At 37.1% G+C, this 14,394-nt stretch carries 12 protein-coding genes; 2 read left to right on the top strand and 10 right to left on the bottom strand.

What is annotated here, in order from left to right; translation table 11 throughout:
- Window positions 1–8: 8 nt before the first annotated feature.
- The 5 genes from ACM6F9_RS15200 to ACM6F9_RS15180 form a co-directional block, all read right to left on the bottom strand.
- A complete protein-coding gene (locus ACM6F9_RS15200; protein WP_414846484.1) occupies window positions 9–2,219 on the bottom strand; it encodes a TonB-dependent receptor in 2,211 nt (736 codons plus the stop codon).
- A 301-nt stretch (window positions 2,220–2,520) separates the two neighbouring features.
- On the bottom strand, window positions 2,521–4,113 hold the full coding sequence (locus ACM6F9_RS15195) for an MFS transporter (RefSeq protein WP_414846483.1): 1,593 nt from the start codon (window positions 4,111–4,113) through the stop codon (window positions 2,521–2,523).
- A 101-nt stretch (window positions 4,114–4,214) separates the two neighbouring features.
- Window positions 4,215–5,333, bottom strand: a complete 1,119-nt coding sequence (locus ACM6F9_RS15190; RefSeq protein WP_414846482.1) for an HlyD family secretion protein — start codon at window positions 5,331–5,333, stop codon at window positions 4,215–4,217.
- Between the two features lie 24 nt (window positions 5,334–5,357).
- Window positions 5,358–6,668 carry a TolC family protein gene (locus ACM6F9_RS15185; protein ID WP_414846481.1) on the bottom strand — a complete coding sequence of 437 codons (1,311 nt, stop codon included), beginning with the start codon at window positions 6,666–6,668 and terminating at the stop codon, window positions 5,358–5,360.
- Window positions 6,669–6,757: 89 nt separating this feature from the next.
- A complete protein-coding gene (locus ACM6F9_RS15180) occupies window positions 6,758–7,603 on the bottom strand; it encodes a helix-turn-helix domain-containing protein (protein ID WP_414846480.1) in 846 nt (281 codons plus the stop codon).
- Between the two features lie 74 nt (window positions 7,604–7,677).
- Here ACM6F9_RS15180 and ACM6F9_RS15175 point away from each other — a divergent pair, with 74 nt between their 5' ends.
- Window positions 7,678–8,151, top strand: coding sequence for a DUF962 domain-containing protein (locus tag ACM6F9_RS15175; protein ID WP_414846479.1), 474 nt, complete (start codon window positions 7,678–7,680; stop codon window positions 8,149–8,151).
- Here the strand turns inward: ACM6F9_RS15175 and ACM6F9_RS15170 are convergent.
- Window positions 8,148–9,215: a DUF2891 domain-containing protein gene (locus ACM6F9_RS15170; RefSeq protein ID WP_414846478.1), complete on the bottom strand. Its 1,068-nt coding sequence runs from the start codon at window positions 9,213–9,215 to the stop codon at window positions 8,148–8,150. The genes ACM6F9_RS15175 and ACM6F9_RS15170 overlap by 4 nt on opposite strands.
- A gap of 185 nt (window positions 9,216–9,400) precedes the next feature.
- On the opposite strand from ACM6F9_RS15170, the gene ACM6F9_RS15165 reads away from it, so the two are divergent.
- A complete protein-coding gene (locus ACM6F9_RS15165; protein WP_414846477.1) occupies window positions 9,401–10,294 on the top strand; it encodes a DUF4349 domain-containing protein in 894 nt (297 codons plus the stop codon).
- 135 nt (window positions 10,295–10,429) lie between these two features.
- Here the strand turns inward: ACM6F9_RS15165 and ACM6F9_RS15160 are convergent, their stop codons facing one another.
- The 4 genes from ACM6F9_RS15160 to ACM6F9_RS15145 form a co-directional block, all read right to left on the bottom strand.
- A complete protein-coding gene (locus ACM6F9_RS15160; protein ID WP_414846476.1) occupies window positions 10,430–12,232 on the bottom strand; it encodes a lytic polysaccharide monooxygenase in 1,803 nt (600 codons plus the stop codon).
- A 488-nt stretch (window positions 12,233–12,720) separates the two neighbouring features.
- A complete protein-coding gene (locus tag ACM6F9_RS15155; protein WP_105701542.1) occupies window positions 12,721–13,419 on the bottom strand; it encodes an SAM-dependent methyltransferase in 699 nt (232 codons plus the stop codon).
- Window positions 13,420–13,423: 4 nt separating this feature from the next.
- On the bottom strand, window positions 13,424–13,924 hold the full coding sequence (locus ACM6F9_RS15150; RefSeq protein WP_414846475.1) for a nuclear transport factor 2 family protein: 501 nt from the start codon (window positions 13,922–13,924) through the stop codon (window positions 13,424–13,426).
- A 5-nt stretch (window positions 13,925–13,929) separates the two neighbouring features.
- A complete protein-coding gene (locus tag ACM6F9_RS15145) occupies window positions 13,930–14,379 on the bottom strand; it encodes a low molecular weight protein-tyrosine-phosphatase (protein ID WP_414846802.1) in 450 nt (149 codons plus the stop codon).
- Between the last annotated feature and the right edge of the window lie 15 nt (window positions 14,380–14,394).

Here is a 14,394-nt window from a genome sequence, read left to right as displayed (position 1 = left end):
TCTTATTTTTAAAATTCAAAAGTGTAAGAAAGGTTGAATGTTCTTCCTCTTCCTTTATAATTAAACAATTCCGGAAGTCCGTAAGTAGAATACAGAACCTGTGAACGCTTGCTCCATATTGTCTGATAATCTGTATTGAACAGATTCTGGATTCCTAAATTGAATTTTCCAAAATGGAATTTATATCCAACCATCAGATCTGAAGTATTATAGCCTTCCACCACATTATTAAGTTCGTCTTTCTGTTTGAAGTTTTGCAAAGACTGGAATCTGAACGACCAGTTTTGAATGTTATATCCGATATACGTTACCAGTTTTGAAGGAGAAGCGTTGTAAATTTCCTGTTTCTGCCATTCTCCCTTGTTATCAACCTCAGATTTGATCAAAAGACCGCTCGCCCCGAAATAAACGCCATTGTTTAAGGAATAAGAAACCTCAGCTTCTATTCCCATATTTCTTAATTTCAAATCATTTACCAAGATCTGGAATGTTTTTTTGTCTACAGCAACGGTTTTGTCTGAATTACTTAAAAATCCGGCAATCTGAGCTCTTAAACCACCTTTGTTAACACGGTAACCTACCTCAAACTGATTCGTTTTGATAGCCTGTAGCGGCTGTTCTTTTACGTTGATACTGGATACAACATCCCAGTTGGTTCCTACCAGTTTGTATTGTCCGATTCCGTAAAATTTGGCAGGATCGGCTAGACTTGCTCCCTGGGAAAAAGTTCCCCAAACCTGATGCTGCTCATTGAATTTGTACAACAATCCTGCATTGGCCAATGTCACGTTATAAGAACTTTCACCACCAGGAATTGCGGATGCTGAACTTCCATATCCCATGGCAACCTGAGTCTGCTGCTCTGAACCTACGAAGTCATCCATTTTTACGTTGATATGCTGATAACGGATTCCTGCATTCAATTGTAATTTGGGAAGAATATTATATTTTGCCTGAACATATCCCGCATAACTCTGTGAATGATTGGTAGGATATCTTCCCAAGCTGTATCTTGTTTCATTTACCAAACCTCCGCTGGACATTGTCTTTGCAATATCATAAACAGATTGTGTTCCCTCAAATTTTTCAAAATCGAAATCTGCTCCATAGGTAACATTCAGCCCCCGCCATGATTTTGATAATAAAGCTTTAATCCCGGAATAATAGGTATCCTGCTGTGAAGAGGACATATATGGTATTTTACTGGTCTGTAAAGTAACATTTCCGGGGAATGGATAGAATCCTAATTTTTCACCTCGGGTAGCCAATTGTACATACAAATCCTGTCCGCCTAAAATTCCGTTTCCGTTATAGGCTACGGTTGCCATATAACGTTCTGTTCCTACGTTTTTATCAGATGAGAAACCATCTCTCATTTCCAATAACGACGCATTTTTTGTCGTGAATGCACTTAGGTTTTGACCTAAAAATAAACTTCTGTCTCCATTAAATTTAGAGTTGTAATACTGAACAGAAGCTGTTATTTTGTGTTTATTGTTAAACTGATATCCTCCTGTAGCCAAAATATCAATCGACTGATTATACTGAAGATCCGTCTGTGTAATATCTGTGAAAAGCTGTTTCTGATCCGCACCATAGACACCTCCATTTTGCTGATAAGCCACTCCCAATCTTCCGAAAAATTTATCTCCTTTTGCTGCAATAGACTGAGCAGCACGAAAATCATGATCATCTTTTCCCATAAATCCGGTACGTACTCCCAATTCAGTTTCACCACTGATTCCTTTTTTGGAAGGTGTTTTGGTAATGATATTGATAATTCCGCCAGTCGCGTTACCTCCGTAAATTGAGCTTGCCCCTGAAAGCACTTCAATTCTTTCAATATTAAACGGATCAATGGCATCCAGCTGACGGCTTATGGCACGAATACTGTTCAGGGAAACACCGTCGATCATTACCAGTGCCGAACGTCCTCTCATATTCTGTCCGTAATTGGTTCTTCCCTGTGGACCAATATCCATAGAGGGAATCAGAATCGACAACATTTCTTTGATGGGAACTCCACTTTTAGCCTGTTCCTGAATCTTTTCTTTCTGTACGACCCAAACCGTTCCCGGAACTTCTGAGATTTTTGTAGGTTTTCTGGAGGCTACGATTACCACATCTTCAATACCCTTAGAGGCTATAGAATCTTTCGCTGTCTGGGAAAATAATACTCCCGAAGCTAAAAGACCTATGAATGCATACTGCTTTTTCATTCTTTCTACTCAACGTTTTATAATCTCACAAAGATAATTCTTATTTAGAAAGAATAAAAATAACAAAATATGAGATTTAACCTTTTTTATAAAAAAATGGAAGCTGGAAGAAGGGAGCTGGAAGTTATTGATGACCTGTAAATCAATAAAAGTTCTAAGAATCTCTTTTGGAATAAAGAAACAAACAGCTATAAACCGTCTTTCATTACTTCCCTCTTCCAGCATCCGGCTCCTTCATTAAAAACGTAAAATCCCAGCCCAACGAAGAACCAGGATTTTACTGGTAAAAACAAGGTATTTTTTATACTGCAGGCCCTGCTGCATCTTTTATATCTTCTAATAATTTTTTTCTTTCGCGAAGTCTTCTTCTCGCTATGACGGATTTACCACCCAGAACTCTTATAAATCTGAAATATTGGAATCGTTTTGCTCCGAAATGATGGGTTGCAACATAAATCAGCACTCCAAATCCCACCAGAATAATATATCCAAATATCTTTTTGGTGGCTATGATAATAGCATTAAGCTGAATGGCTTTCATATTAGATGCTACATTCTGAGGAGTAATGGTCATTCCGTCCATATAAACAGCAAGATCACCAATTGCAGTAACCTGAAAACGATACTGAAACCATGAATACAGTGTTGAAAAGATTCCTACGGCAAGGAAAGTTCTCCAAACCAATACAAGCCCGATGGCTGCCAGCATTTCATCCATTTCAAGCTTATCCAGCGTATAAAACCATATGGAAATAAACAGTGAACACATTCCATAACCTTTTAAGAACATCGGCAGATACCAGTTGTGATAACTGAATTCCAGTACCATAGAAAAGTACATAATAATGGCATAGCCAATCATTGCGGCAAAACCGGAAAAAATATACATTTTTAAAGGTTTTTCTTTTTTGAACCAGAAAATAGCAATGACTCCGGCCAGAATAATTCCGGGAATCATCAGTAAACTCAGTCTGGTATTTGTCAATTGATCATATCCCAATACTCCGACTGCAAAAGTATTCTGAATGGATGCCGTTCCTAAAAACATTCCCAGCCAGAAAAGCATAAACAAACCATGCTGTACATTATTTTTTTTGAAAATTTTGAACGAAAGATATGGTCGTTTTAAAGTTAACTGACGAATAGAAAGCAGTGCAAAACTTACAAAAGCTGCAATACTTGCATTCATGATATTTTTAGAATTGAACCAATCCTGCTGTCTCCCAAATGAATACACATACGCCGAAAACATAAAAGTGGAGATGAAAAGTAAAATACTCAACCAGTCAATATAATGCAGAGGAACTTTTAGTGCAAAATATTTATCATGCATAAAAATCCAGTGTATTAAAGCTAAAATAAAGCATAAAACTGCTGTGAACAGATAAAACTGCTGCCAGTTGTAGATTAGAGCAAACTCTGCGGCATAATAGGTAGCCACCTGATTCATTACCAAAACGAATGTATAGAAAGCTCCGTAAAACATACCGCGGTTTCCAATCATCACCATTAATGGCAGGAACAGCTCTATAGTAACCATCATTTTCATAAAACCAATCAGTAGAGAAGTAAATATGAAGACCATTGGCTGTAAAGTAGTCCCGTTCACATAGCTGAGCAATCCTAAAAGTACCAGAAGTAAAACCAGTTTATCTCTTACTTTGAATCTCATTTTGATTCTGATAACAACAGGCATGCAGGCTCCCATCCCAATGGTAGTGGCGTAGTTAGCCCACATAAAATATTCTGTCATGGCGCCGGTACCACTTACCAGAGAACTGATATTTCCCGTGTACACCCCACCGATAGGCATTACCACAGCAAGCAGTAATACAATCAGCAGCAGCTGTACGGGTTTTGGTACCCAATCGCTATATAATCCTTTGTTGTACATGTTTTTTAGGTAGTAGATTTCAGATATCAGATGGCAGACTTCCAACATTCACCCTTAGCTTTCCATACGCATAATGTCTGGAATCTGATATCTTCCATCTTTTAGTCTTTATTAATATTCACGTTCATGTTCATTCCGGCACTCAGTTTATCCAGATCTTCTTTCTTGTTGGAAGCTGTAAATTCTATTCTTACAGGAATTCTCTGCTGTACTTTGATGAAGTTTCCCGTAGAGTTATCAGTAGGTACGCTTGAATATCTTGATCCGGTAGCTGCAGAAACCGCTGTTACTACTCCTTCGAATTTTTTACCTCCTAAAGCATCAGCTGTCATGGCAATTTTTTCTCCCACTTTAATATTTGGCATCTGGCTTTCAAGGAAATTGGCGGTTACCCATTTTTGACCATTCAGTACAATGGTTGCCACCTGTTGTCCCGGTTGGATCAACTGCCCTTCAGAAATTGTTCTTCTTCCCATCACTCCATAGTAAGGTGCCGTAATAACAGTATATGAAAGATTGATTCTCGCCATATCCAAAGCAGATTTTGTTCTTTTAATTTCTGCATCATTAATTCCCAGTCTGCTTTTCACTTCTGTAGTGGAAAGATTAGCTGATTGTTTTTGATTCACTAACGTTTCATAAGCTGCCTTTTGAGCATCGTATTCTGTCTTTATCTGATCATATTGCTGTCTTGTAACGGCTTCGGCCGCCAAAAGGTTTTTATATCGGTTTAAATTCTGTTCAGCATTCCATAATCTGGCTTTTGCTCCCGCAATATTGGACTGCATTACATTAATATTGTTGGAAACCGTATTCACGGAAGAACTTGTTGCTGTTTTTTGAGCCATTGCATTCTGATAAGCTGCTTCTGCCTGCCCCAATTGGGTAAGAATTTCACGTTCATCAAGGATTACCAATGTATCTCCTTTTTTTACGTGCTGATGTTCTATGAACTTAATTTCTTTGATATAAGCAGAAACTCTCGTATTGATAGGATTGATAAATTCCTCTACCTGTGCTGCTTCCGTATAGGTTTTGCTTCCGATATGAAAATATTCACGGATTAACCAAAATAATCCGAATCCAATCACCAGAAAAACGATGATATTGGAAATGATGGCTCTGATTTTATTGGTTTTATTTTTCTTTTTCTTGTTTTCTACAGCAGATGTTGCCGGAGTTGGTGTAGTATTTTGAGTAGTTTGTTCCTTGTTTTCCATTGTGTTGATTTTCAGTTTTAAAAATTAAAGTGTTCCTGTAGATTTCAAAAGGTTGTAATACTGATACAAAACATTGATTTCAGCATTGGCATAATCCAGTTCTGATTGTAGCTTCTGGTTCTGTGCATCAATCATTTCTGCCTGTACAGCCAGCTGATTCAGATATTTCGCTTCTGTAATCTTGTAGTTTTCTTCTGCCAGTCTTTTAGAATCATTCAGAATATCAGCTTGCTGAATCGCTTCCTGATATTTTGTATAAGCAGCATTCACTCCCATGTCTACATTCTGCTGTGTCAGGGTCATCACATCATTCGCCTGATTTTTTTGCAGTTCACCTAATTTTACTTTTTCCTTCGTTTTATAAAGGGTATCTATGTTATAACTCAAAGAAACTCCGGTCTGCCAGCCTCCTGAATACATATCCAAAACAGGATTTCTGGTCGTGATCGGTCTTTGCAGTGTATATCCGCCAAATCCGGCCAGTGTAGGTGCATTATCGGTTTTTATAATCTCAATGTTCTTATCTGCGACCGCAATATTTTTTTGAGCAGATTTCAACAGCGGATTGCTTTCATGAGCAAGATCCGTGTAATAATCCATGCCTATTCCGGATTCTTTGTTTTCCAGATTTTCTGTAGGAACAATCTCCGTGTCTGAAGATAAACCTAAAGCAATATTCAGGTTATAATTAAGGATTTTCTTATTATTGGTAAGGGTAAGAATTCCCTGATCCAAATTTTTGATGGCCAATTCTCCACGAATCACTTCATTTCGGGTCACCATTCCCTGCTGATAGAACTTCTGGATATTTTTAAGACGTTCCTGAGCCAGTTTCTTATTATTCTGAAACACCTCTTCCTGATTGATGGTTTTATAGACATCCAGATAATTGGAAATCACTAAAAATTTCACATCCTGCTTGTTTTTCTCTAAATCCAGTTCGGAAAGCTGTTCACGAAGCCCCGCCATTTCAATAGATTTATTCACCAGTCCTCCTTTGAAAATCAGCTGTGTTGCCTGTACTGCATATGAACTTCCATAATGCGGCATCGGAACATTTGTAGAATTCGAAAAGTCTTTGTCAATAGCGACTGCATCTCCTAAATAGAATTGGCTTGTAGAAGCTGTGATGGTAGGAAGTTTCTGAAGCTTAACAACATTCGTATTTTGTTTTGCAATACCAATGTTTTGGGCAGAAACCTTGAGCTGCTGGTGATTCTGAACAGCGAGTTCCGCCACCTCACCTGCGGTCATCTGCTTGATCTGTTGTGAAAAAAACAGCGCAGGAAAGGCCGCTATCAGAACTGATAGTGCTGTTTTTATTTGCTTTGTCATTTTACCTTGTTTTACAGATGCAAAGTTAGGTCAACAACAAAATCAATCAAATGTTTGATTTTTGGAAAAAGATGTTCAAATGTAAGATTCTAACTTTCGAACTGATGTCTGTACTGTGTAGGACTTACCTCCAGATGTTTCTTGAAAAAGTGAGAAAATGAGTATTGATCACTGAATCCTAGAATAGAAGAAACCTCCGAAACCGGTTTATTGGAAGAGTTTAAGAGTACTTTTGCTTCATTGATTACAATTAAAGCAATAATCTGACTTGCAGATTTGCCTGTAATGGTCTTCACCACGGAAGAAAGATGTCTGGTTGTAATGGATTGCCGTTCGGCATAAAATTCAACAGTTCTTTCCGTAAGATGATGTTCTGCAATATCAGTAAGAAATACAAATACAATTTCTTCCTGTCTGGACATCTGATTCATAGAACTGTTATCTTCCTTGGAAATAATTCCGGCCATCTGATAACAAAAAACAGAGAAAAGATGCTCTACCATTTCTTTTTTATAGAGCATTTCCGTCTCAGAATCCAGGATATATTTCAGGAAATTGACACTTTTCCAGACGACTTCCATTTCGTCTTCAGGAAAAGGAACTCCTTTATTCATCTGCTGCCTGAAATAGCGATACGTAATCAGGCGGTTAAATTTCAATGACAAGGCAGAAATAAATTCTCTTTTATAAGAAACCATTCTCGACTGAAAATCATCTGTCACAGAAACTACTTCATAAATGGTTTGCGGATCGGTTACCATAAACATATTAGCAGAAACCTCCAGATCACTAAAGTGCTGACGAAGTTTTATGGTACCTGATTTAATAAAGATAAAAGCAGGATTATCAGGACGGAAAGGTTTATCGACAGCAATTCTCTCGAAAATATTACGTTCCGTAAAAATATCAACTCCAAATTTTTCCAGGGGAGACATAAGACAAATGTAAGCAATCTTACCAGTGATTACAAAATTTTATTATTTTAGCATTAATCCAATTTTCCTTCAGCATGAGAAAGGTTGATCTCTTATTTGCCGAATACAGTAAAAGCCATAGAAATGCGACCAACAAGTTCATTCACTGGATTTGTGTGCCCTTAATTTTCTGGACAATTCTGGGCTTTACCTCCCTTATTCCCTCCCCTCATTTTTGTGCTTCCTATTTCGGATGTGCCAGTATCATAAGCATTGTGGTGATTATTCTGATCACGCTGTTCTATATAAGACTGTCTTTTTTGATCGCTCTCATGATGATTGTGATCATGCTTATTATGGAACATTTTATCTACCTTACCAATATCAGTTTGGGAAGACAATCATGGATCGTTTACCTAAGTGTATTCATCATCACATGGATTTTCCAGTTTATAGGTCATAAAATAGAAGGGGAAAAGCCCACTTTCCTTAAAGATCTACAGTTTCTTCTGATAGGACCGATCTGGCTTTTAGGCTTTATTCTGAAAAAGACAGGGATCAAATATTAATCTTCCAGCGCATATACCGCAAAACTTGCCAGCCAGTGATCTCCACCATAATTTCCCTGGAAAAGTAACGGCAATCCATTATTTAGAAATACATCTGCTGTTTTTCTGAAATCTTTTTTCAATGGATGATTGGCAGGAAGTGCATTGGAAATTCCTTTCATACACCATGCTTTAGAAAAAGACAATCCTACAAGGTGAACCGTCTGATAATCGCTCAGGTCACTCACCACAGGGATTGTTTCAACATTTTCTAAACTTCTTTTTTCGTAGAAAGCATTCAGCCACTGTACAAATTCTTTTTGAGGAAGAACTCTTCGCATCAGATCGGCAATTTCCAGACTTGGCGAAAAGAAATCCGAGCCGTCCGGTTCCAGATAAGCGGGAGTTTTCTGCTCTTTCAAGAAAAAGTATTTTGCCTTTTCCATCAACTGGTTTTCAAACTCTTTATCTTTATTAGCTCTTGCCCAATCTATAGCAAAAACCATGGCAAATGCAGTATTAGGGTGAACTCCGGTTCTGTTGGGGTACGTTTGTTTTGGAAGATACGTTTTCCAGGATTTCAGGATCTGATCTGTAAGAGGTTTCAGGTTTTGATGCCATATTTTAGCTTTTGGGTGATTCCAATTCGTGAGTTCTTCGTCCAGTTTTAAGATCCAGGCCCAGCCGTAGGTTCTTTCAAAAGTTCCCGTTAGCTCATATTTTGTAAAATAATCAGCTTCTGTCTGCAGCTTTTCTTTTTGAAATGATTCATCCAGAATTTTTTCAATCTCTTTGGTATTGGAGAGATTAGGTTTTGTTTTCAAAAGTCTTGTGAGCATCCAATGTCCGTGAACAGAGCTATGCCAGTCAAAACATCCATAAAAACTTGGGTGAAGGTCTTTGGGAGTCAAAGGAACTTCGCCGGCATTATTAATGATATGGGCTGTTTTATTAGGATATTCCTGGTTGATACAGTGAAGAGGTTTATCAGATAATTTCATAGCCATTTCGTCTGTAAGTTTCGGGGCTTCCTGGGCGTACATCAGAAATGGAGAAAACACAAATGCTAAAAGACTTTTTTTCATGAATTAAAAATAAAAATTATTTACCAGTCTCAGCAATTTTTAAGGTGGGTTTTACAGCTAATTTCTCTATTTCTTGAGTTATTTTTAAACATTCTCGTGTTTTAAATGGTAATCAATCTTACAAACAATCATTTTTGAGCACACTTTTTGATCATATCCGTAAAAAACTAATTAACAATTAACCCATGAAAAAAATTATTTTCCTATTATCAGGTCTTATTCTGATCAATTGCAGCAAATCAGGTGGTGAAAAACAGGAAGTGAAAGCCGATCTGATGGAAGTTATAACCGAAGATAAAACACCTTCTTCTGCAGCGGCACCTTTACCTCCACCAGCTTTTGTTTCTGAAAAACTGTCTTCTGATGAGAACGGAACCAACAAAGATGTTTACACCCCAAAGAAAACTGATACAATCTCCAAAAAAATCATCAAAAACGGAGATATGAAGATTCAGGTGGGTGATATCAAAAAGACACAGAATCAGGTCAATGAAATTATCAAAAAGAACAATGCTTATATCCAGAAAGAAGAGTTTCAAAATACGGATATGGATGATAATCTTACTCTGATTATCCGGGTGCCTCATAAAAATTTTGATGCATTGATCAATTCCTTTTCGAATGGTGTAGGAACTGTTTTGTCTAAAAACATTTCATCTAATGATGTCACAGAAGAATATACCGATATCGCTATAAAACTGGCTAATAAAAAGATATATCTTGAAAAATACCGTGACATGCTGAAAAGCGCTGCTACCACGAAGGATATGCTGGAAATTCAGGAAAATATCCGCGAACTGGAAGATGAGATAGATGTGGCTGAAGGCAGACTTCGTTTTATTGATGACCGCGTGAATTACAGTACTCTGAACTTAAACTTATACAAAGAAAAAGTAAGAAGCTCAACCACTTCAAAAATTGGTTTTGGAAGCCGTTTTATGGATTCTCTGACCGAAGGCTGGAATAGTTTTGTAAGCCTTCTTCTGGGAATGGTTTCATTATGGCCTTTCTTTTTGCTGATTCCTGTAATTATTGTTCTTTGGAGAAAATGGAAGTCGAAGAAGAAAGATCAGAATTAATTTATTAAAAATCCGGGCATCTTCGATGCCCGGATTTCTACTGCATTATCAACAATTTATACTGTTTCCAGTACTTGTTTAAAATCAATAACAATGCAATAGTCTTGTTAACAGCTGTTAAATATTTTCGAAAATTTACTTTCTGATGGTTTTAGTAATACTGCTTCCATCTTTATAAAGGATTTTCACAAAATAGATTCCAGACTGAAGTCGGCTGATATTCATGTTGTTTTGTCCCGGATTCACGAAAGTCATAATCTGAAGTCCGTGAGGAGTAATGACATCAACTCTGCTTATTTTATCATAAGAGCTTTCAGGTACAAAATTGATCAGATGCTCAGATACGATGATTAAAAGATCATTTTCTTTATTAGCAAGAGCTGATATTTTACAGCTTTGGCCTTCATTACAGTTACTTACAACTTTCCAAACTGCATTACTTCCCGGTTCCTCACCTGGATTTGCGTACCATTTGTTTTCCCAGATTTTGCATGCATGGAAAACCTTTGTTCCTGCTGTTGGATAAGTTTTTGTTGGGCTATATTCCTGTGCACCGCAATAAGTAACCGGACCACTTGATGCACAACCAGGCCCTTCAGTACATGCACTTACTTCTTCCCATACCATATTGGTTCCCGGCATTTCTCCCGGATTTGCATACCATTTGTTTTTCCAGATTTTGCAAGAATAGAAAACTTTTACTCCTGCTATAGGATATGCATTAGCAGCATTATATTGCTCTGCTCCGCAATAGGATTGTCCATTTCCTGGTGTAACTTTCTTCGTTCTGATTTTTAATTCATTGCTGGCATCAGAGAGTTGATCGTTCATGGCAACAGATCTTACGGTATAACGATATTCTGTATCCTGCGCTAATCCTGTTCTTAAAAAGCTTGTTTGTACGGTTTCTCCTACTTTGATTCCATTTTCAAAGATTTGATAATTTTTGATTCCCTGTGAGTGGGTAGAAGCCATCCACATGAGTGAAACTGAGTTTTCAGTAACTGCCATCGAATGAAGGTTGGACGGTGCTGTAGGTTTTTCAATTGTCCCCTCACTATTTGTTTTCACATTGAGTGGCGTACTTTTTCCTGAAGTAAGTCCTGAAGAGCCCTTCGCCTGTATTTCATACGTATAGATTGTATTAGCAGCTAAACCAGTATCTTCAAATGAAACCCCGCTTACCTGTTGAATATTCTGTCCATTACGGAAAACATTATAGGATAGTGCGTCTGATTGTGGGTTCCAGCTTATTTTTGCAGAAGAACTTGTTACTCCAACCTGAGTTAATCCTGTAGGAGTGGCAGGTGCAGAAACTCCTGTTCCGGAGGTTACATTCACATCAATTACATTATAAAATGCATTGGTGGTATCTGCTACATCCCAAACTGCTAAAATAATATGATAACCTGTACGGTTAACAGGAACGGTAATCTGATGAGAAACATTATCTTGTGGTGGTGTCCCGTTATGTGTGACTGTGCCAATAAGCTCAAGATCCTGTCGGGAAAGAGGTTGATTAGGATTCCAGCCTTGCTTTGTCATGTAATAATGCCATTTTGCAGTCGCATGATACGCCGAGTATTTCCAGATAAAAGCATTCACACCCGTAGAGATATTTGTTTTCTTCCACCTGTCGGCAGTCTGGAGATCCAGTGTAGTGTCTCCCCCTATGCTTCCATTAGCGGAAGCAATCTTTCCGTCTATAGGGCCAGATACAGGAAATCCTTTTGGCGCTTCCAGTGAACCTGGTTCATTAATTACAGAACCATATTTTCCAAACGCTACAGAATAGCCAAGTGCAGCCTTATCCAGGCTTCCCTGATATCCTCGTGAGGCCGGGCTCATAACATATCCGTGTGCAGACAGATGCATTAAAGAAGGTACCAGCATAGCCAACATCAGCAATACCGGAAAAAAAATTTTACGTGTCTTCATATTTAAATATTTAGGGTTGATTGTATCGGATCAATTTTCTATAAAGCTAATTTTTCAAACCCCTGCCCTCTAAATCATTAAAGAAACACAAAAGGGATTAGCTTAAATTCAGTAAAAAATTTAAATTATAAACTTTTTAATAAAAATCAAATTAAACAAAATAAATTAGTTAATATTTCAAATTAAAACATAAAATAATAATTCATAACATATTATTATTAACATATAATCACAACATGTTAAAGCATAAAAATAGTGAAAATTAAATAAATTAATCACTTATTATTGAAATAAATTTTATTTGATTCCACATTTAAAAGAATAAAGAGAGAAAATAAAGAGGTAAAGTATTGTTATTGATATGACTGCTAATGAATTACCGAAAATTCTCTTAAATCAAAAAAAGAAAGGCTGAGAGAATATTTAATTCTCTCAGCCTGTAAATTGTAAAGATTCTTAAGATTACGTTGAATCAAAAAGAATAAAGCTTATTTCCCAAGGACAAATACTGCAGGAATTTTATGAAGTTCCGGCTTTTGTTTTTGCCAGTCTTTTATTGTTTTTGTCTTGATAAATTCATGTTCAGGATCGTTGATATTGGCTGCAATACAAAGCTTTGTATTGGGTGATAAAAACTTACATAAATCTTCAAAAAGCTGATTATTTCTGTAAGGAGTTTCCATGAAAATCTGCGAATATCCGGTTTTCTGAACAAGACTTTCGAGATTCATAATATGTTTCTTTTTCTCTCCTTTATCGATGGGAAGATAGCCATGGAAAGTAAATTCCTGCCCGTTGAATCCACTGGAAATCAAAGCAAGAATAATGGATGAAGGACCTGAAATCGGGATCACCCTGATATTTTTCTCATGACACCATTTCACAATCAGGTTTCCGGGATCTGCAATACATGGCAATCCGGCTTCTGACAACAATCCAAAGTCCTGCCCTTTCAGCATTAGTTCCTGAGCCTCTTTGATATCTGCATTTTCCGTGTATTTATCCAATAAGAACAACTTCAGATCAGCCTGCTTTTTTTCCGGAGCAAAAAACTTAACAACCTTTCGTGCTGTTTTCTCATTTTCCACAAAGAAATAATCTGTTTGCATGATATAATCCTTCAAAACAGGTGAAAAGTGGTTGATAGAAGTATTTTCTGATAAGTAAGCAGGGAGTAAAAAAAGCATTGTATTATTTTTTAGTTCTTTCGTTTAATGTAGGTTGTGGGAAATATTTTGTCAAATCCATAGAAAAGGTAACAGAGGTGATTTTCCAGGTTCCGTTGATCTTCATTAATGTCCAGATCTCCTTTCCCCAGTTTTCCATTTTACCGTCGTACCAAAAGCTGTAATCAAAATTGGCAGAGGCTATTGCTCCATCTTCCACAATCTTAATATTGTCAAATTTTTCTTCAGATTTATCATCCTTAAAACTTTTGATAAAAGCTTTATAATCATCGGCAAAATAGTAATCCGCTTTAGGATTTTTCTCAAGACGTTTGGCCTGTGTTCTGTCTTTATAAATACCGGTCCAGAGCACCGGCTCCTGGAACAATGCAAGATATTTGGCTTCATCTCTGGATTTAATACATCCCATGAAGTCATCCATTACTTTACGGATTTCTGTTTCATCTTTGGTTTGAGCAAAGGAAAAATTAATGCTTAATAAAAGCAGTAAAAACAGCTTTTTCATGATTATTATTTTGAAATTTGGTTTCTGATAGCGTCGCATCCTTTATCCAAAAGCTGGAAAACACTTTCAAAATCTTTCATGTCGCCCCAATACGGGTCCGGAACCTCAGCATTTTTGTGATCTCCCAATGTTTCTAAGAATAATGATACTTTCTGGCGTTCTTCTCCATTTTTAGTTTTTGAAACTACATCTTCCAATACATCAATATCCATACAATAGATCTTATCAAAGATTGCAAAGTCTTTCCTTGTGATAGGTCTTGATCTTTGGCCGGATATATCAATATTATGATTGGCTGCAGTTTTAATGGCTCTTTTATCAGGATGCTCACCTTCATGCATTGAAATGGTTCCCGCTGAATCTACCGTATAACCATCCGGTAATTTTGTTTTCATAATTCCTTCTGCCAGCGGACTTCTGCATATATTCCCCAGACAAACCATTAATATTTTCATATGCTGATATTTAAA

Origin of the sequence: Chryseobacterium sp. IT-36CA2, assembly GCF_949767875.1 — a bacterium.
Classification (GTDB): Bacteria; Bacteroidota; Bacteroidia; order Flavobacteriales; family Weeksellaceae; genus Chryseobacterium.
This window is presented reverse-complemented; position numbering and strand designations above follow the sequence as displayed.